Genomic DNA, 18,375 nt, shown 5'->3' with positions numbered 1-18,375 from the left:
TCTTATGACTTGCAGTTTACGATGATTTCAAGAGAGTTCTTGGAAACTCGGAAATTCATTCCCGAGTAGTTCATGCCGAGGCATTTGGCACTGTTACCAAAGCTTGGACAGTTGATTGCTCATATTGCCGTGGCTCAGCACGTGATCGAAAAACAGTTATCTGCGCGTGATCAACTGGTGAATCTGTTGCTGGATGCCCCAGTGGATGCGACTTGGGCGGCACAGTTTCGCTTGCAACATGCCAAACTTCCCGATGCTTGCGTGATTGTTCAAGCGATTCCGACCGTCGATCATGATCTTGGTGAATTACGGGAACGTATGAGTTATTTAGCTGCCCCAATGTTTGATCAAGTGCTGATCACCTTAGCACATCAAAAATGTTTGGCGTTGATCTCAGTAAGTTTGAAGGCTTATAATTCGCCTCACTTTCATGCGCAACTAGAAAAACTCGCGGTCCAAGCCCAGTGCCGCTTGATCGTGTCGCATTTCTACACGGATCCTGCGATGACGAAGCCGGCTGCTGCAGTATGTGAGAGGGCAGCGCAACTGGACTTGCAGCAACCGGTGATTTTTTGTGAAGATGTTGCTTTTGATCTCATGCTGGCGCAAGTGCAAGACGGGGATACGATTTTACCGTTTTTCATTAGTCCTGCACTGCAGGCATTATCGCAATACGATACGCAAATGCATAGCGACTTTGTGAAAACCTTGCAAGCGTATTTGGCGGCGACGTGCAATCAAGTGGAAACAGCATCAGCGTTGTTCATTCACCCCAATACGTTGCGCAATCGCCTGCAACGGATCCACGAATTGACAGGATTAGATTTAAAAGATGCCCAAACATGTTTTAAACTGGCGGCGAGTTACAAAGTTTCTGCTTACCTCAAAGCCCAACAGCTTTAAGCTTCACTTAAGCGTATGCGCGTAAGCTTTCCTTATTCACAAGGAGGTATTGCCCATGCGTTATGACAGTCAAACAGTTCACGATTGGGTCCAACAGTTATATGAAGCTTATGGTTTTGAGGCGGGAGATGCGCAAGCCGTTGCGAACATGATCACTTACACCGATCTTCACGGCATCGCGTCTCACGGCGTGCAACGCTTGAGCATGTATGACCGCTTCATTCAAGCGGGGAAAATCGATTTACACGCCCAACCTGAAATCGTGTTTGAAACCCCAGTGTCGGCAGTCGTCGACGGGCACTTAGGGATGGGCCAATTGATCGGGACCTTTGCCATGAACACCGCCATTCAAAAAGCAAAAACCAGTGGCGTCGGCATTGTTTCGGTGCGTAATTCGAACCATTACGGCATCGCCGGGTATTATGCGAACTTAGCTGCTGATGCCGGTTTAATCGGCTTTTCTTCGACGAATTCCAATCCTGGTTTGATCCCTACCAATGGTATTCACAGTTTCTTAGGCACCGATCCGATTGCGTTTGCCATGCCAGCCAAGCCGCATCACTTCTGGTTAGATTTTGCAACGACGACAGTCCCTCAAGGCAAAGTGGAAGTCTATCGCAAACTCGAAAAAGATTTTCCTGCCGACTGGGTACTCGCTGATGGCACGCGGCCCATTCATGATCACAACGCACCAGAACTTGCCGGCATTCGGCAACAATCTGCGCCTGTCGGGTTAACGCCTTTAGGTGGATTTACTGAAGCGACTGGCAGTCACAAAGGCTACGGCTTGGCGATGATCGTGGAAATTTTCACTGGGTTGTTTTCTGGTGGGGCACTGTCACCAGAAATCTCAGATGGCCAACATGCAGGTACCAGCCACAGCTTCATCGCCATTGATCCAGCGATTTTCGGCGATTCGCGAACCATGTTCTCGCGCTTTGATGACTTTTTGCAACAATTGCGCGCGCAACCGGCAGTGGCTGGCAAGCAAGTTTATGTCCACGGCGATAAAGAAGCCGCGGCGTATGCCGATCGCAAAGCCAATGGGTTAGTGATCGATGACAAAACTTTTGCAGAATTAGTCAAGATCTCACAACGATTGCAAGTTGATGTGCCTGAATTCTGAATGTTAAAAGGCCTCTCGGAAAAATTTCCGAGAGGCCTTCGTGGTTATTTCTTTTTGCGGAGTAAATTCATCAAGTCTTCGATATCATGCGCAGTGGTATGCGTATCGCGTAACTTCATGTTCGGGAAACTCTTTAACAAACGGCGTTGCACTGCGTTTAATTGTGGCAAATGCGTCCGCGCATCCGCATCTTTGCGATAAGCTTCCAACCAATCGCGCGATTCATCGAGTTTTTCATGCAATTCGAGTTTCTTGGCTTCGATGGTGTCGCCGATCCGCTTGGTGGCAGCGCCGAAAGCTAAGGCGTTGGCTAAGGTGAAGCCGAAGTCAAACATTGCGGCGGCTAAGAAGACGATCGCAGCGTAGATCCCGTAATGGCCGTCAAACCAGTTGACGCCGCGAGCGACGAAAGGATGGACGAACTTCACGATCACCACGACCCCTAACCCCCAAAATGCGGAAATCGGCAAGGCGACGCGGCCGTTGAGGTTCAGCGGAACTTTTGAATAATCCCACCAACGCGCGTGAAACAGTTTTTCCATCCCCCAAGAGGTGATGTATTCGATAACGGTGATCACGATGGCACTGGCGAAATATAAAATCAGCAGATTATTTTCAAATGGTTCAATGATCGCTAGCACCGTCACCATCGAAAACCCGTAAACCGGAATGATCGGGCCGTTTAAGAACCCAGAGTTGACCCATTTGCGTTTTTGAAAGCTGACGTAACCTGATTCCCACAGCCAACCGACAAAGGCATAAGCGAAAAAGTAAAGTAGCCACAAGGTGAATTCGTGTTCAAAGGGCATAAATGATTCCTTTCAAAATGCTTGAATTTGTTCTTATCATACCACGAAGACTAGCTAGTCACGAATCGCGCCTGTCAGTATAATAGAAGCAAAATTCGATGAAGGTGACTGAAATGAGTGAGATCTCTGATTATATTGCGCAACAACCACAACTTGCGCAACCGCATCTCGAGACGATTTATGCAGCCTTACAACAAGCTTTGCCAGACGCTGAAGAGCGGATCAGCTACGGCATGCCAGCGTTTTGGCAAAGGCAAGTGTTGGTGTATTTTGGTGCGAATGCCAAATTCTTAGGTTTTTATCCTACCGCCGCGCCGATTGCTGAATTTGCAGCCGAACTTTCACCTTACCACACGTCAAAAGCGGCGATTCAATTTCCTTATGATCAGCCACTTCCCATTGATTTGGTCATCAAAATCACTCAGTGGCGCGCTAGTCACATTCAAAAGCGCACCACACCGAAGCGGCGACCTCAAGCAGTGATGCCTGAAGCCATCGCTGAAAGTTTAACGGCGAACGATTTAAAAGAGGCCTTTGACGCGCGACCTCAGTATCAGCAAACTGATTATTTGAATTGGATCGCCCAAGCAAAACGTGAAATCACCCAGGTGAAGCGCCGCGATCAAATGATGGCAGAACTTCAAGCAGGTGATGTGTATATGAAGCAGCCTTGGCATCCGCGAAAGTAAAGCAAAAGTCCACCGAAAAGATTCGGTGGACTTTTCGCTTAGAAACGTTTGCCTAAAATATCTAAGCTTCGCAATTGATCATCCATCAACGCCACATCTGGAAGATGGGCCCAGCGTTCAAAGCCATTTTTCTTGAATAAGCCTTGTGAAGGGGCGTTGTGAGAGAAGATGAAGGCCACTAAAGTGTTGAGGTCCAAGCGTTTGAGCTGGGTGATCACATAGGCTAACGCTTGTTGGCCGAGGCCTTGATGATGAAAGGCGTCATCCAAGTAGATACTGATCTCTGCCGTGTGACTGTAAGCTGGACGACCGTAGAAGGATTCTAGGCCGACCCAGCCAGCCAGCTTGCCATCCACCATGATCTTCCATAACGGCCGATGATCCTTGCTATATTCTGCAAACCACGCTTCTTTAGATGCCACAGACACCGGTTCTAAGTCCGCAGTGGCTAAGCGACCAGGGATCGCTTGATTATAAATCGCCACGATCGCAGGGAGATCACCGTGTTCGGCGTTAACAAATTCAACAGACATATTCAGCCTCCTCAATAATTGTTTTTATGATACCGCGCGCACTCAGCAGATGCGAGCGTTCATGTCACCATATTTAACATGGCACAAGCCCGCTTTCAGCGCTATTATAGAAGGTATCGTTTTGTTTTCAGAAAGAGGAAGCTTGTGTCGAAGAAAAATATTTGGTTAGTCACCTTTGCGTTACTGTTGTCTAACGCAATGAGTGGCTTAGATAACACCATTGTCAATACTGCACTGCCAGCGATCATCGCTGATCTCCACGGGTTGGAGTTGATGGGGTGGATCGTAGCGATTTTTCTGCTGGGAACAGCAGTGTCGACGCCTTTATGGAGTAAACTCGGCGAACGTCTCGGCAATCGTCGCGCCTATCAACTCGCGGCGTTGATGTTTGTGCTGGGAAGTTTCTTGCAAGGGATGGCACCATCAATGGTGATGTTGATCATGTCACGCGCGATCGCTGGGATCGGCAATGGTGGCATGGTGTCGCTGCCTTATATCATTTATGCACAACTATACAAAAATCCCCGCAAACGCATGCAAGTCTTAGGGTTGGTGTCAGCAAGTTATTCCACTGCTACCATCATTGGGCCTTTAGTTGGTGGTGCGATCGTTGATGCGTGGTCATGGCATTGGGTGTTTTACCTCAATGTCCCGATCGGTTTAATTTCTGCGGTATTGGTACAACTGTTTTTCAAAGAAGAAAAAAAGGCGCCACGCAATGTGCCAGTTGATTATCAAGGGGCTGCATTACTCACTGTGGGGTTGATCAGTTTGCTGTCTGCCATTGAAATGATCGGTGCCACCAGCACTGGGATCTTGTTATTACTTGCTGGGATCGCGATCGTAGCTCTTGGTGCCATGGTGGTGGTTGAACGACGCGCCAAAGATCCGATCATTCCTGGTCGATTGTTTGAAGATCCCGAATTGGTGATCGACTTTGTCTTGTTCACGTTGATTTGGGGCGCATTTATGGGCTTTATTGTGTACGCGCCGATGTGGGTGCAAGCGATGCTTGGGGTGTCGGCATTGATCGGTGGCTGTACGCAAATTCCAGGTTCCTTCACCAATTTCTTAGGTTCAGGCTCCACTGCGCCGCTGCGGCGGCATTTATCGCCACAACAAGTGGTATTAGTCGGGATCTTAACCTTAATGATGACGTTTTTGATCATGGTGTTAGTCGATCAACATGCGCCTTATTGGGCGATCATGTTAGCTGGTGTGTTTCAAGGATTTGGTAACGGGATGTGTTTTTCCGAATTGCAAGTCAAAGTGCAAACTGATGCCCAACCTCAAGATGTGCCAGTGGCCACCAGTTTTAGCTTTTTGATCCGGATGCTCAGTCAAACCATGACTGCAGCGGTATACGGCATCTTGATGAATAACGCGTTGCGGGCTGGGGTTGCCAAAGCTCATGGGAAAATTACCATGGCGATGATGAACAACTTGTCCAATGCCCAAAGCAACAAGTCCTTACCGCAAGCCTTATTGCCAAAAATGCGGGCGATCATGTTCCAAGGGTTGCATCACATTATGTGGTTAGGGTTGATTTTGATGATCGCCGCGTTATTGGTGAATATTGTGGCATTGCACCGCGAAAAGCAAAAGCAATTGGCTTAGCGACCAGATTTTGAAAAAAAATTCCCACAAAATACCCGATATATCATAAATTTGTTGTGGATTATTACAAAAGCTTTAGTTATAATATAGGTAACGACAAATGAAGACCTGCTCAAGCTCGAGATTCTTCGAGCATACGACCCGTGCATGAGAGAGACATGCTAGGGTCGTTTTTTATTTTTATTGTCGTGATGGGGGAATTGGAGTGATCACACTGGAGGTGGATGGGATGTATACAGTTTTTGCCCAACCGAAATATCCAATGGGAGCGCCTCAAGTGCGCCCCATCGGTTATGAATTATTTATCAAAGAATGGCGCGATGGGCAGTGGGCCCAACCGCTACCTTTTGAAGGTATTGGCGTGATGACGTTAAATCACTTGTTGCGTCAAACGATTGCCCAAATGCCAGCACACATTAAGATCTTATCGTTCAACTTGGAACAAAGCCAATTCGTTGATCCAGCGTTTCCAGCGATGATCGCCAGTGTCCAAGCAAATACTGAGATTGAATTATACACTGAGTTGACTGAACGTTTAGGCAGTGGCGTCACAACCGCCCAATTGTTGAATGCGGCTAAGCGTTTTGAAGCTTGTGGGTTGAAAGTGTGCATTGATGATGTCGGCACTGATCAGAATTCACCAGCTTTGGTGATGTTGCTCAATGATTACATCAGTGAATATAAGTTCGCTTTTCAAAACTTCCGCCCATTGCGTTCAGTCAATGAATTATCACCACAATTGAAGTTTTGGTGTGACATGGCAGAAAAGTATCATAAAGTATTAGCTTGGGAAGGCGTGGAAACCAACGTTGAGCTGGCGTTATTGGAAGCCGCTTATCCTGGCAACTTATTGCAAGGGTATTTGTTTGGCAAGCAACATCGCTTAGATCACGTGTTGTATGAACCTAAAAAGGTTTCTGGCGAGTAGCCGCAACTTTTCTGAAAAATTTCCTTAAACTGACTTTTGGTCGTTACAAGATTAAACTGCTCAGGCTCAATTTTTTCGAGTACCCGATGCGCGTATGATGAGATATGCTCGGTTTGATTTGTGCCTTTGAGCAAGTGAGGGGGTAGACGATGTTTCGTTTCTTTGGACAACCGAAATTTGATTTAGATCCAGATCATCCTTGGCCCGTCGGCTACGAGCTATTTGTGCGGGAGTTGGTCGATGGCCAATGGGTCTTACCCAAAGATTTCTCTCAACTGACTGATGTTACGATCGAGAAATTGTTAGATGAGATCATTCAAGTTCTACCAGCGCATACCACACTGATCTCATTTAATTTGGAGCAAGATCAATTTATCGAACCCAAATATTTGGACATGGTCAAACGCGTTGCCGCGCGCTGTTCGGTGCGCTTATTTGTGGAATTGACTGAGCGCCTATCCAAAGGAGTCTCAGAAAAACAATTGATCGCAGCTGCCCAGCGTTACCATGAAGCTGGGATTTTGGTGTGCATCGATGATGTCGGCACTGGTCAAAACACCCCAGAAATGGTGTTGAAAATGAATCCGTCGATTTCCGAATATAAATTCGCCTTGCAAAATTTCCGCCCGTTTGAATCCCTTGATGAAATCAAACCAGAATTAGATTTTTGGTATAGCTTGGCGCATCGCCATCATAAAATGTTAGCGATCGAAGGTTTAGAAACCAAATCAGAACTTGACGACATTCGCAAAGATTATCCATGCGATGTGGTGCAAGGCTATTTACTGGGTAAACCGACGCTTTTAGCAGATCAATAAAATCAGAAGGCCACAACTTGGGGTAGTGGTCTTTTCTTATGCCCAGAGTGATTCAAAACGCTTTTAGCATCAAGAGTAGCCTCGCTCAAGCATCAAACCCTGGTTTTTGGGTTTGGTGCTTGAGCGAGCTAATCGCAGGTGCGTTGTTTTGAATCGCTCGACGATTCCCAGCACTTTTTTTACGAGCACCGTGAACTGCCCTCGTATTGCTCAAACAAGTGCAATGTTGTCCAGAGGTTTGAACAAAAGGGCTATCTGGTGGAACTTACTTTGAAATGTTGCAAGGTCCCGACGGATTTTTAGAAAAAACGTTTATAAGCTGCAGTCTTGTCACGGAAAACTAAACGCGTTATCATCACAGTCAGGAGGAGTAGACGGCTTAGGCCAAGTCGCCTGTACCACTTCATGGCGAAGCGGAAGAGCTTCGTTAAACCGAATGAGACAGACCCGCAGCGCCACAGCGACTTTTACGTTTGGTTGTTGTGCAACGTTGGATCTCTCGTATCAGAGTGCCGGTACTGAAGGGCCCCTGTGGGGTTCAAACCAGTGACACCGGGTCGAGTTCCTCATGGCGACATGAGAAGCTTGTGCGCCTGTGGACCAAAGGCTAATGCATTGCTGAGTAGTCCCTAAAGTGGTCGACGCCCAATAAGTTTCGGCGACGCAGATACGCACTTGTATTGTTGATCACGCTAGAACGTAATTGTATCGGCGTAAAAGCCAAAGGTCCACGAAATGGGCAACTGTTTCGTGGATTTGTTGTGGTCAAAATTCTCAAAAGCCGCGGTGACGCAGTTGCGAAACTTTTTTAGCAATCTGGGCAATAAAGTGCTAATTTAATTGCGCCGAAATTGAAAAAAAGGACTATAATGAATTTGTAAGTAAGAAAGCACCGCACCTGGTGCAAATTAATAAGTGGAGGAAATTGAATCATGGCTGATGTAGAAAAGACCTTAGTTTTGGATGAACCAATGAACGCGGTATTTGACTGGAGCTCTGATGAAACGCCTGTCCGCGACGCTTTGTGGAACCACTATATGGAAGCTAATGCCCATGACACCATCAAGACCGAAGAACAAATGAAGCCTTTGTTGGATGCTTCTGATGCTGATGTGAAAGCTTTGGCAGAAAAGGAATTGAAGAAGTAGTCACCGGGTTTTAATTACGAGTTTTAGGGATACCTGTCGTTTTTATTGCGCTTGAAAAATAGCCGTTGACAAAATTTTCCCAATACTCTACCATTAATTTAACAATTAAATCGCTATTAGGCTGTGATGTCGTCGGGCACACAGTTTAGGCATCCACCACACGATCGTAGGCACAGCGCAAGCTGGAAGATCGTGGGGTGGATGCCTTTTGTTATATTAGGCCTAAGCGAGAAAGTAGGGAAATATGTTATCAGTGTATTTACGGGGAATGTTGATCTCAATTGCATTAGTCAGTTCGATCGGCATGCAGAATTTATTCGTTTTTAACTCGGCGATGGCTAATCGGCTGCAGCGTGCCTTTTTGATCGCCAGTTTCGTGTGGCTAGCAGATACGGCGTTGACGGTGGTCGCGTTCTTAGGGATGGGGGCATTGATCACCCATTACACTTGGTTGAAGCTGATCATTTTATTTGTCGGCGGGGGCATCGTGATTTGGATGGGGTATGGCATTTTCAAAGGGGCTAGTGCGACCACGCTTGAAGGTGCAGTGAAGCCATTGCCGCTTAAAGAGGCGTTCGTGTCTGCTTGGGCAGTGGCCTTTGCCAATCCCCAAGCGATCATTGATACTTCAGTTTCATTTGGGGCGATGCGCAGTACCTTAGCTAGCGGCGAAGTGTTGCCATTCTTGTTAGGGATCTTAAGTAGTACCTTCTTGTGGTTCTTCGGCGTGACGTTGATCATCGGCGTATTAAAAAACCGCCTGCCGCGGCGGTTTCTCATGTGGGTCAATTTGATTTCTGGGGCGATCGTGATGGTTTACGGCTGCACCTTGGTATGGACTGCGATCAAATTACTTCTTTAATAAAAAGTCATGGATCCCGCGACCAACGCCATCTTCATCATTGCTTGAGGTGGTGTAAGTCGCCAGATCAAGGACTTCTTGTTGGGCGTTAGCCATGGCGATCGGGGTGCCGACGCGTTGTAACATTGGCAAGTCGTTATGGCCGTCACCAAAGGCTGCACAATCCGAAGGCACTAAGCCCGTGTGATCAAAAATATATTGAATGCCGTGAGACTTTTTGGCAAGGTCTGACGTGATCTCTAAATATTCATCACCGGAGCGTTGGATAGAGACGCCATCGACTTTCAAGTCTAACAAGTATTGATTTAAGGCGTTCATTTCTTCAAGGTCAAAAGTGATCATCATCAATTTGAACACTTCTAAGTTAGCAGCCGCACTCGAGTCGGTGACGACAAGCTCTGGTGCCTGTTCAGTCAAGCTTTGTTCAAATTCGATCCCGCGATCGATACGGCTGGTGTACCACTGGTTGCGATCATAGAAACTCAGTGACACCTTAGGAAAATGGGTTTCGATCGCGTCAAGCAACGTCGCTACCGAAGTTTTGCTCATCGGATGTGACACCAACGGATCAAACGTCGCATTCGGTCGAAAAATCAATCCGCCGTTAAAAGCAATTTGTGGTCCGGTGAGATGTAATAATTTAATAGCTGGGGCCATTTCGATCGGGGCACGCGCTGACACTAATGTTACTGGGATGTTGGCTTGTAAAATCAAGTCGGCATTACTTTGCGCCAACAATCCTTGGGAATTTAACAAAGTCCCATCCATATCAGAAAAAATTTGTCGAATCGGCATTGCAATCTCCTTAGTAAAGCGTTTACCATTAACCTTATCACAAATCGGAGGTAAATTCTTTGGAATCCCCACAGCTATTTGACGACTTACAGCCGGCCCAGTTAAGTGATTGGTCAGCTTCAGAGGCATACTTACAAGGGGTGTTGATCGATCACGACACTATGCCGGAAGTTTTCCTGCATCATCCCACCATCGAAAATTCCCGCATTGACCACACTGATTTCACGAAGATGCAAGGCGAACGCTTTGAAGCATCTGATTGTGTATTTTCTCATTGTGATTTTGCGAACGTTGATTTAAGTGAAGCGGCGTTTTATCGTGTGGTGTTTGACCAGTGTCGCTTTGTTGGAACGAATTTGACGCAAATGTATGCGGCCAATATTGCATTTGTGGATTGCCAAATGTCATTGGTATGGGCACTAGAAGCGACATTTAAAACCGTGGATTTTTTGCGATGTCGACTTGATGGCGGCGAGTTTTCTCGCGCCCAAAAAGTAAAATTCACCTTCACTGATTGTGCAATCGACGGCGTGGGGTTGTTGGGTTTTAACCTGAAAGATCTCGATTTATCCAGCTGCGAATTTGAAAACTTAGAACTCGATTTGGAGCGGATGCGGGGATTGAAAGTCACCGATACGCAAGCCAGTTTCATCGCCAAGCGCTATTTAGGTCTGCACGTGGTATAGTGGAAGCGGAGGATCATGCCCATGGATACAAAAACCAAAATTAAAGACGCCACTAAACGTTTAGTGGTGGCCCAAGCATTCAGCAGCATCAATGTCACCACCATCATGCAACAAGCCGGGTTGCGGCGGCAAACCTTTTATGATTATTACCGCGATAAATACGATGTCCTTGGCGATATTTATTCAAGCGAAGTCGCTGCAGCGGCGCATTATTGCGGTCATTATCAATATTGGCCACAAACGGTTGAAAGCATTGTCGCTTACTTTGGGACCAATCGCGCGTTTTATCAACGAGTGATTCAAATCGATGAACAAAATGCCCCAGAAACCGTGATCCAAGCGCATTTGCGGCAAATGGTCGCCGACATTTTTAAGACTATGGGGGAAGCAGAACAAGTGCTGATCGATACCAGCTACTGCAACTTCTTAAAAGACTTGCTCGGCGCGGCGTTGCTATCAGGCATTAAAGAGTGGCTGTTAGCTGACGATCCGGTATCAGTCAAACAAGAAACTGAATATTTGCAGGCGTACTTCCAAGATGGCATCAATGGCTTCTTGTTGCGGGCACGGAAATTGAATCATCGCGAGATCGGTTAAGAAAAAACGGACAGTCTTTAAAAGCTGTCCGTTTTATTTTCTCTAGTTTCCTCTTATACTTTGTAAGTGAAAGCGAAAGGAAGTCAAAAAATATGGCTAACATTTTAATTTTAGGGGCGCATGGACAAATCGCCCAACTGGCAACGAAACAATTACTCAATGAGACGAACCACGATTTAAAGTTATTCTTACGGCGTGCGAACCGCTTGAATGTCACTGATGCCAACCGCGAAACGGTCATCGATGGGGATGTGTTGAACGCCGCACAACTAGATGCCGCATTGAAAGGTGTCGATGTGGTATATGCCAACCTTGGCAATGCCCAAATCGAAAATCAAGCCAAGTCAGTGGTCGCAGCGATGGATCGCGCCGGCGTCAAGCGGTTGATTTGGATCTCAACGTTAGGCATTTATGATGAAGTTCCTGGCAAGTATGGCAAGTGGAATCACCAAATGCTCGACGGTGGCTACTTGGAAACTTATGCCGCTGCCGCAAAAGTGATCGAAGCTTCTGATCTCGACTACACGATCATTCGCCCAGCTTGGTTATCCAACAAGAACGTAGTGAACTATGAAACCACTGAAAAAGGTGAAGCCTTCAAAGGTACTGAAGTTTCCCGCAAGAGTATCGCAGATCTCGTGGTGAAGTTGATCAATGACCCATCCCAGCACATCAAAGCGTCATTAGGTGTTGATCAACCTGGGACTGACGGCGACAAGCCTTCATTTTATTAAAATGTAAGTGGCTGAGACATACGCGAACTTAGCATAGAGTAGAAGGCGCCTGACGAGTAAATCCCGAACTTAGGATTTGCTTGGCAGGCGCCTTTTACGCAAATGCGTTGCGTATGGCTCGTACGATCTTGTAATTGTCGTGATTATTTTGTTGCCTTTAATGATGTTTCGGTCTCTTTTTTAGTCATCATGTAAAAAAGCGAGGTCATCAGGTGGCAAGGTGTGGACAGTTTGCCGATAAGTGGTTGGTGCCATGCCACTCCAAGTTTTGAAATTACGTTGAAAGCTTTTGGTGCTGCCAAAGCCGCAAGTCGCAGCAATGTAGTCGATCGGAAAATCTGATTCCAATAAGAAGCGCCGCGCTTTGATCAAGCGGACTAAGCGAATATATTGATGCACTGACATGTGGACTTGCGCTTGAAATTGTTGATTCAAAGTGGTGGTAGACACATGCACAGCCTGTGCAAGGTCTGCGCTATGTAAGTCTTCAGCAAAACGCGTGTGGATCATTTGCATCACGGCATCGACTAAATGCCCATTGTCAGCGACATGATTGGTTGGCCGTTGGGTGGTGAAGTTCCGGCCTAACGTTACCAACAGCGCATAAAAGTGACTCAAGATCTCCAACCGGCGATAATCGTCGACTCCTTGTTGGATCAAATCACGGATCGCTAACCCATGTTGAAAAATTTCACGATAAGCATGCGAGGGGTGTTCTTGATGGCCGATCAAATGTAAGTCCCAGTTCGCACTGCTCGGCAGTTTCGCGGCTAAGAAATCTTCGTCGATGATCATCCCGAATTGATCCCAATCAAGCGTCGAATCGCCGTAATTGCTGTGAATGACGCGGCGATCAGTCGCCCACACATCACCAGGTTGATAAATGCGCTCGACACCGTCAGTCACGAAAGTCATCGGCCCGCCGGCAACTAAGAAATTCAATTCGATGCTTGGGTGCCAGTGGCTGGGAAAATCGATCGGTTTTCGGGGATCATTCTGATAAAACTTAAAGGGCAACGTTGGCCATTGTTCCACTTGTTCAAATGCTGCCATGATGACTCCTCCTAAATGTCGCGTGTTGGTTTCAACATTGCGCCTTGTAAATATGATTCGTTTGATACGCTTTCATTAAGGGGGCAATGACCATGACGATTAAATTAATTGCGTTAGATATCGATGACACACTGTTAACTTCAGACAAAACCATTTTACCGAGTACGCTGGATGCTATCAAGCAATGCTTAGCTCGCGACATTAAAATCGTGCTGTGTACCGGCCGTCCGCTTGCAGGGGTGCAACAATGGCTTGATGAACTCGGCATTGACGGTCCAGATCAATATGTGGTGACTTATAACGGGGCGATCATTCAATCCACTACTGGTGCGATCATCGCCAAAAAGTTGATCGACAACGCCGGGTATCGGTGGTTAACGGCCTTTGGTCAAGAACATCAGCTGCCTTTCAATGTGTTAGATGCAGAAAGTCGCATTTACACCGCTGACCGTGATGTCGATTTTGTCACTGTGGTGCAAGCAATGGAAAACTCTGCTGGTTTATCAGTGCGCCAACCTGATGAATTGCCGCATGATTTTGCCATCACCAAAGGCCTTTACGTCGGCAATCAAGCCAAACTCGATGCTGCTGAACCGCTGGTACGTGAAACTTTTGGCGACGTCTTCAGTGTGATCCGCGCTGGGAAGAATTTCCTCGAAGTGATGCCTGCCGGGGTCGATAAAGGTAGTGCGTTGAAAGCGTTAGGCGACGCGATCCGCATCAAACCTGAAGAAATGATGGGGTTTGGTGATGAAGGCAATGATCTGCAAATGTTTGCGACGGTTGGTATTGCTGTGGCGATGGGCAATGGCACGCCGATCGCCAAGGCGCATGCGGACTATGTCACCGCCACCAATGATGACGGTGGCATCGCCAAGGCGATCAAACAGTTCGTCCTCGACGTCAAAAAATAATTGACAGCGATTTCAATTGTGCGATGATGATCACGAAACATTTTATTGGAGGTAACCACATGACGAATCATTTTCCAAAAGGATTTCTATGGGGCGGCGCAGTCGCTGCCAATCAATACGAAGGTGCTTGGCAAGAAGCTGGCAAAGGTGAAAGCACCTCAGATCATTTAACTGGTGGCACCGTTGATACACCACGGCGCTTCACCAAAGCTTTGATCCCAGGGGAGTATTATCCTTCCCAATTAGCTTCAGATGGCTATCACCACATTGAAGAAGATATTAAGTTAATGGCAGGCATGGGCTTTAATGTCTACCGCATGTCAGTGGCTTGGACCCGGATCTTTCCTAATGGCGACGATCCTGAACCAAATCAAGCAGGGCTTGATTATTATCGCCATGTGTTTGAATTGTGCCATCAATATGGCATCGAACCATTAGTCACGATCTCTCATTACGAAATGCCATACCACTTAACTGAAGCATATGGCGGCTGGGAGAATCGCCATGTGATCGGCTTTTATGAAAAATATGCCAACACGCTTTTCACTGCGTACAAAGGCTTAGTGAAATACTGGTTGACCTTCAATGAGATCAACGCCGGCTTTTTCTTAGGCGGTTATGTGTCATTAGGGTTGCCGATTCCCGATGGCGCCGCCGGTTTTGCACCACAAACCGACGATGAAAGTATTCAACATGCCTTGCTGGCGTTACATAATCAATTTGTCGCTAGCGCCCGCGCCGTGCAAATCGGCCACAAACTTGATCATCGCAATCAAATCGGTTGTATGATCGCCGGTCAAGTCAAGTATCCGCTGACCCCAGATCCAAAAGATGTGTTGTTGGCGCAACGCTCGAATGAATTGATCAACTTCTATTGCGGGGATGTCCAAGTGCGTGGTGCTTATCCTGCGTTTGCCAAGCGCTATTGGGACGAACATGGCGTCAACATTGAGATCTCTGATGCTGATGCCGCAGACTTAAAAGCTGGCTGTGTCGACTTTTATTCCTTCAGTTATTACAGCTCCAGTGTCGAAACTGCCGATAAGACGAAGCAACGTGTCGATCAAAACATGAGTGCAGGCGTGAAGAACCCTTACCTCAAATACAGTGATTGGGGCTGGGCAACAGATCCTGACGGCTTGCGGTGGTATCTCAATGAATTGAACTCCCGTTATCAGATCCCGTTGATGGTGGTTGAAAATGGTCTCGGTGCCTTTGATACCTTGACTGATGATGACAAAATTTATGATGATTATCGCATCAGTTATTTAAGTGAACATATCGATGCAATGGCAGGTGCCATTGAAGATGGCGTCAACTTGATCGGCTACACCTCATGGGGGTGGATCGACTTAGTTTCTGCTGGGACTGGTCAAATGGCCAAGCGCTACGGCTTTGTATATGTCGATCGCAATGATGATCAGCAAGGTGACTTCCGCCGGATCCCTAAAAAGAGTTACTACTGGTACAAGCGCCTGATCGCGTCGAATGGTGAAAATACTGACGTTAAGATCGATTACTAAAAATGGCAAGCAAGCTGAGCTTAGCTTGCTTTTTTGGTGTGATCAATCGTTTGTTCGCATGTCACCCAGTAACCCATTTAATTTGTGTAAACAATAGTAGAGTTCCAACTGTTGTTCATCAGATAAACGAGCTAAGCGTTGATTGGTGCGACTGGCGACGGTTTCCCACCGCGTCTGATTTAAATCTTGGCCGGCAGGGGTCAACGCGATCAACACTGAGCGGCCGTCGTCTGGATTCGGCGTCCGCGTGATGTAGCCCGCCGCTTGAAGCGTGTTTAAAACCGCATTGAGTTGTTGGCGTGAAGTTTGCACATGATCGCGCAACGTTTTGACCGCTAACGGCGTGCCGCTACTACTTAACATGTCGATCACAATTAATTGCAAATGGGAAAGTGGCATGTTCGCCGAGAGGTTTTGAAAGTCTGCAAACACATTCGGCAACAACTTGATATATTCGTGCATGATCGTTGATTGATCCATGGTCGGCCTTCTTTGTACATGATAATGACATTAATGTAGCCGATTTTGTGTATTTTGTAAACAACATTTTACTAAGATTGTCTTTCACCCCCTAACGCATTAGACTGTGAGTACATTGAAGAACATGGAGGCACCATTTTGGGGAAAAAGTCTAAGGTCTCGTTAGCGGGGATGTTGATCACGCTAGGGATCGTGTACGGTGATATTGGGACCAGTCCACTGTACGTTATGAACGCCGTGATCGGCGATGCTGGTAAAGTCGGGGCGTTGCGCCCAGATTATATTATCGGTTCAGTTTCCTTGATTTTTTGGACATTGATGTTATTGACCACCATTAAGTATGTCGGCATTGCCATGCGCGCTGACAACAAAGGTGAAGGGGGGATCTTCGCGCTGTACGCTTTAGTGCGTCACCGCGGTAAGTGGTTAGCGGTTCCTGCGTTACTTGGTGGCGCGGCGTTGCTTGCTGATGGGACGCTGACCCCTGCTGTGACTGTGACGAGTGCGATCGAAGGGCTCAAAGGCCAACAATTTGGCAGTTTTGTCTTTTCAAATTCGCAAAATGTCGTCATGGCCATCGTGATCGCGATTATTTTAGTGGTGTTCATGATCCAAAAGTTTGGGACCTCAAGCATCGGCCGATTGTTTGGCCCAGTGATGTTGCTGTGGTTCAGTTTCTTAGGTGTCGCTGGGTTGTTACATATGACCTCTCACTTAGAAATTCTCAAAGCGTTGTCACCAGTTTATGCGATCCAAACCTTGTTTAGTCCAGATAATAAAGTCGGGATCTTCTTATTAGGGAGTATTTTCCTGGCAACCACCGGGGCTGAAGCCTTGTATTCTGACATGGGCCATGTCGGCAAAGGCAATATTTATCGCACTTGGCCATTTGTTTACGCGATGCTCATGCTCAATTACTTCGGCCAAGGTGCCTGGTTGTTGAACCACGCCCAAGACGCCACTTATCGCAACTTGGCGACCATCAATCCGTTTTATAGCATGTTGCCAGGTGGTGTGCGGATGTTTGCCATTGTCCTCGCAACTTTTGCTGCTGTGATTGCGTCACAAGCGTTGATCACTGGCTCCTTTACGTTGGTGAATGAAGCAGTCGGCTTGAAATTCTTGCCGAAAATGTCGATCAAACATCCTAACGATACCCGCAGTCAAATCTATATCGGATTAGTCAACTGGTTCTTATGCTTAGTCACGTTAGGTGTTGTGTTCTATTTCAGAACTTCTGAACATATGGAAGCGGCTTATGGTTTGGCCATCACTGTGACGATGTTGATGACGACGTTGTTGCTGTATGAATTCTTAGCCATGCATCGCAATCGTTGGCAAGCAGCCTTGATCGCCGGATTCTTTGGGGTGATCGAAGCAATCTTCTTGTTGGCGAGTCTCACGAAGTTCCTTAAAGGTGGCTACATCACCTTGATCATTATGTTGTTGATCTTAGGCATCATGGTGGTATGGTACTTTGGGAATAAATTCCGTGAACGTTATCAAGATGAATCTGAATATGTCACTTTGACGGATTACTTATCGCAGTTGCAAGCCTTGTCTCGCGATGAATCGATCCCGCTGTTGACCACTAACTTAGTCTTCATGACCAAAGTTAAAGCGGGTTACCGCTTGAAGCGTACCGCGATGTATTCGATTTTAGATAAGCAACCAAAGCGCGCGAAAGTCTATTGGTTTGTGACGGTGAATGAAACCGACACCCCTTGGGATAAGCGCTACACTGTCGACATGATGGGTACCAGCAATGTGGTTTCTGTTCAGTTATATCTGGGCTTCCGTTGCTCACAACACGTCAATGTCTACATTCGCAAGATCATCAACGACTTGCTTGACCAAAAGATCTTAGATGATCAAACACCGCAATACTCAACGATGCGCAACCGCCGCGTTGGGGACTTCCGTTTTGTCATCATCGGCGAAAAACCTGCCGGACTGCTCGCTGCCGACAACATTCCAAGTTGGCAAAAGCGTTTGATCGGTGGCCGCTTATGGATGCAAAATGTCACCACGACGCCGGCACAATGGTATGGGTTGGAATTCTCAGAAGTGATTGAAGAAACGGTACCGCTGTTTATTGAAAGTCCAAAGCAGCCGCATTTTGATCATGGGGATGTCCTTAATCTAAAAAAGGTGAAGTAA

19 protein-coding genes are annotated in these 18,375 nt (G+C 46.9%); 14 read left to right on the top strand and 5 right to left on the bottom strand.

Translation table 11 applies throughout. The features are described 5' to 3' along the window. Positions 1 to 72: 72 nt before the first annotated feature. On the top strand, positions 73 to 903 hold the full coding sequence (locus tag EKM92_RS04965) for a PucR family transcriptional regulator (protein WP_125708484.1): 831 nt from the start codon (positions 73 to 75) through the stop codon (positions 901 to 903). Positions 904 to 952: 49 nt separating this feature from the next. Beyond that, positions 953 to 2,029: an Ldh family oxidoreductase gene (locus EKM92_RS04960; RefSeq protein WP_125708482.1), complete on the top strand. Its 1,077-nt coding sequence runs from the start codon at positions 953 to 955 to the stop codon at positions 2,027 to 2,029. A 44-nt stretch (positions 2,030 to 2,073) separates the two neighbouring features. Here the strand turns inward: EKM92_RS04960 and EKM92_RS04955 are convergent, their stop codons facing one another. After that, positions 2,074 to 2,838 (bottom strand): putative ABC transporter permease, encoded by a 765-nt coding sequence (locus tag EKM92_RS04955; protein ID WP_125708480.1) that lies wholly within the window; start codon positions 2,836 to 2,838, stop codon positions 2,074 to 2,076. Between the two features lie 98 nt (positions 2,839 to 2,936). Between EKM92_RS04955 and EKM92_RS04950 the strand changes: the two genes are divergently transcribed. Next, positions 2,937 to 3,527: a DUF1801 domain-containing protein gene (locus EKM92_RS04950; protein ID WP_125708478.1), complete on the top strand. Its 591-nt coding sequence runs from the start codon at positions 2,937 to 2,939 to the stop codon at positions 3,525 to 3,527. 38 nt (positions 3,528 to 3,565) lie between these two features. Here the strand turns inward: EKM92_RS04950 and EKM92_RS04945 are convergent, their stop codons facing one another. Beyond that, entirely contained in the window at positions 3,566 to 4,060 is a 495-nt protein-coding gene (locus tag EKM92_RS04945) for a GNAT family N-acetyltransferase (protein ID WP_125708476.1), read from the bottom strand. A 144-nt stretch (positions 4,061 to 4,204) separates the two neighbouring features. On the opposite strand from EKM92_RS04945, the gene EKM92_RS04940 reads away from it, so the two are divergent. From EKM92_RS04940 to EKM92_RS04920, 5 genes are all read left to right on the top strand, one after another. Beyond that, a complete protein-coding gene (locus tag EKM92_RS04940; protein ID WP_125708474.1) occupies positions 4,205 to 5,677 on the top strand; it encodes an MFS transporter in 1,473 nt (490 codons plus the stop codon). 229 nt (positions 5,678 to 5,906) lie between these two features. Then, positions 5,907 to 6,605, top strand: coding sequence for an EAL domain-containing protein (locus EKM92_RS04935; protein ID WP_125708472.1), 699 nt, complete (start codon positions 5,907 to 5,909; stop codon positions 6,603 to 6,605). Positions 6,606 to 6,754: 149 nt separating this feature from the next. Next, positions 6,755 to 7,423, top strand: coding sequence for an EAL domain-containing protein (locus EKM92_RS04930; protein ID WP_125708470.1), 669 nt, complete (start codon positions 6,755 to 6,757; stop codon positions 7,421 to 7,423). A 932-nt stretch (positions 7,424 to 8,355) separates the two neighbouring features. After that, positions 8,356 to 8,571 carry a P8 family protein gene (locus EKM92_RS04925; protein WP_125708468.1) on the top strand — a complete coding sequence of 72 codons (216 nt, stop codon included), beginning with the start codon at positions 8,356 to 8,358 and terminating at the stop codon, positions 8,569 to 8,571. 244 nt (positions 8,572 to 8,815) lie between these two features. Next, on the top strand, positions 8,816 to 9,433 hold the full coding sequence (locus EKM92_RS04920; RefSeq protein ID WP_125708466.1) for a LysE/ArgO family amino acid transporter: 618 nt from the start codon (positions 8,816 to 8,818) through the stop codon (positions 9,431 to 9,433). On the opposite strand, the gene EKM92_RS04915 is transcribed toward EKM92_RS04920, so the two are convergent. Continuing rightward, positions 9,422 to 10,228, bottom strand: coding sequence for an HAD family hydrolase (locus EKM92_RS04915; RefSeq protein ID WP_125708464.1), 807 nt, complete (start codon positions 10,226 to 10,228; stop codon positions 9,422 to 9,424). The genes EKM92_RS04920 and EKM92_RS04915 overlap by 12 nt on opposite strands. Before the next feature lie 59 nt (positions 10,229 to 10,287). Here EKM92_RS04915 and EKM92_RS04910 point away from each other — a divergent pair, with 59 nt between their 5' ends. The 3 genes from EKM92_RS04910 (at position 10,288) to EKM92_RS04900 (ending at position 12,245) form a co-directional block, all read left to right on the top strand. Next, positions 10,288 to 10,914, top strand: coding sequence for a pentapeptide repeat-containing protein (locus EKM92_RS04910; protein ID WP_125708462.1), 627 nt, complete (start codon positions 10,288 to 10,290; stop codon positions 10,912 to 10,914). A gap of 21 nt (positions 10,915 to 10,935) precedes the next feature. Continuing rightward, entirely contained in the window at positions 10,936 to 11,511 is a 576-nt protein-coding gene (locus tag EKM92_RS04905) for a TetR/AcrR family transcriptional regulator C-terminal domain-containing protein (RefSeq protein ID WP_225420720.1), read from the top strand. 92 nt (positions 11,512 to 11,603) lie between these two features. Then, positions 11,604 to 12,245 (top strand): SDR family oxidoreductase, encoded by a 642-nt coding sequence (locus EKM92_RS04900; RefSeq protein WP_125708458.1) that lies wholly within the window; start codon positions 11,604 to 11,606, stop codon positions 12,243 to 12,245. Positions 12,246 to 12,425: 180 nt separating this feature from the next. On the opposite strand, the gene EKM92_RS04895 is transcribed toward EKM92_RS04900, so the two are convergent. Beyond that, on the bottom strand, positions 12,426 to 13,298 hold the full coding sequence (locus EKM92_RS04895) for an AraC family transcriptional regulator (protein ID WP_125708456.1): 873 nt from the start codon (positions 13,296 to 13,298) through the stop codon (positions 12,426 to 12,428). Positions 13,299 to 13,390: 92 nt separating this feature from the next. Here EKM92_RS04895 and EKM92_RS04890 point away from each other — a divergent pair, with 92 nt between their 5' ends. Further along, positions 13,391 to 14,212, top strand: a complete 822-nt coding sequence (locus EKM92_RS04890) for a Cof-type HAD-IIB family hydrolase (protein ID WP_125708454.1) — start codon at positions 13,391 to 13,393, stop codon at positions 14,210 to 14,212. Between the two features lie 59 nt (positions 14,213 to 14,271). Then, positions 14,272 to 15,735 (top strand): glycoside hydrolase family 1 protein, encoded by a 1,464-nt coding sequence (locus EKM92_RS04885; RefSeq protein ID WP_125708452.1) that lies wholly within the window; start codon positions 14,272 to 14,274, stop codon positions 15,733 to 15,735. A 42-nt stretch (positions 15,736 to 15,777) separates the two neighbouring features. On the opposite strand, the gene EKM92_RS04880 is transcribed toward EKM92_RS04885, so the two are convergent. Continuing rightward, positions 15,778 to 16,215: a MarR family winged helix-turn-helix transcriptional regulator gene (locus EKM92_RS04880; RefSeq protein WP_125708450.1), complete on the bottom strand. Its 438-nt coding sequence runs from the start codon at positions 16,213 to 16,215 to the stop codon at positions 15,778 to 15,780. A 171-nt stretch (positions 16,216 to 16,386) separates the two neighbouring features. On the opposite strand from EKM92_RS04880, the gene EKM92_RS04875 reads away from it, so the two are divergent. Further along, a complete protein-coding gene (locus tag EKM92_RS04875; protein ID WP_125708543.1) occupies positions 16,387 to 18,375 on the top strand; it encodes a KUP/HAK/KT family potassium transporter in 1,989 nt (662 codons plus the stop codon).

The organism is Lacticaseibacillus porcinae (assembly GCF_003946305.1).
GTDB lineage: Bacteria > Bacillota > Bacilli > Lactobacillales > Lactobacillaceae > Lacticaseibacillus > Lacticaseibacillus porcinae.
This window is presented reverse-complemented; position numbering and strand designations above follow the sequence as displayed.

Excerpts from the sequence above, each read along its gene's own strand:
- EKM92_RS04965 (WP_125708484.1), top strand. The coding sequence starts at position 73 with ATGCCGAGGCATTTGGCACTGTTACCAAAGCTTGGACAGTTGATTGCT.
- EKM92_RS04955 (WP_125708480.1), bottom strand. The coding sequence starts at position 2,838 with ATGCCCTTTGAACACGAATTCACCTTGTGGCTACTTTACTTTTTCGCT.
- EKM92_RS04950 (WP_125708478.1), top strand. The coding sequence starts at position 2,937 with ATGAAGGTGACTGAAATGAGTGAGATCTCTGATTATATTGCGCAACAA.
- EKM92_RS04945 (WP_125708476.1), bottom strand. The coding sequence starts at position 4,060 with ATGTCTGTTGAATTTGTTAACGCCGAACACGGTGATCTCCCTGCGATC.
- EKM92_RS04935 (WP_125708472.1), top strand. The coding sequence starts at position 5,907 with ATGTATACAGTTTTTGCCCAACCGAAATATCCAATGGGAGCGCCTCAA.
- EKM92_RS04930 (WP_125708470.1), top strand. The coding sequence starts at position 6,755 with ATGTTTCGTTTCTTTGGACAACCGAAATTTGATTTAGATCCAGATCAT.
- EKM92_RS04925 (WP_125708468.1), top strand. The coding sequence starts at position 8,356 with ATGGCTGATGTAGAAAAGACCTTAGTTTTGGATGAACCAATGAACGCG.
- EKM92_RS04920 (WP_125708466.1), top strand. The coding sequence starts at position 8,816 with ATGTTATCAGTGTATTTACGGGGAATGTTGATCTCAATTGCATTAGTC.
- EKM92_RS04915 (WP_125708464.1), bottom strand. The coding sequence starts at position 10,228 with ATGCCGATTCGACAAATTTTTTCTGATATGGATGGGACTTTGTTAAAT.
- EKM92_RS04905 (WP_225420720.1), top strand. The coding sequence starts at position 10,936 with ATGGATACAAAAACCAAAATTAAAGACGCCACTAAACGTTTAGTGGTG.
- EKM92_RS04900 (WP_125708458.1), top strand. The coding sequence starts at position 11,604 with ATGGCTAACATTTTAATTTTAGGGGCGCATGGACAAATCGCCCAACTG.
- EKM92_RS04895 (WP_125708456.1), bottom strand. The coding sequence starts at position 13,298 with ATGGCAGCATTTGAACAAGTGGAACAATGGCCAACGTTGCCCTTTAAG.
- EKM92_RS04890 (WP_125708454.1), top strand. The coding sequence starts at position 13,391 with ATGACGATTAAATTAATTGCGTTAGATATCGATGACACACTGTTAACT.
- EKM92_RS04885 (WP_125708452.1), top strand. The coding sequence starts at position 14,272 with ATGACGAATCATTTTCCAAAAGGATTTCTATGGGGCGGCGCAGTCGCT.
- EKM92_RS04880 (WP_125708450.1), bottom strand. The coding sequence starts at position 16,215 with ATGGATCAATCAACGATCATGCACGAATATATCAAGTTGTTGCCGAAT.
- EKM92_RS04875 (WP_125708543.1), top strand. The coding sequence starts at position 16,387 with ATGTTGATCACGCTAGGGATCGTGTACGGTGATATTGGGACCAGTCCA.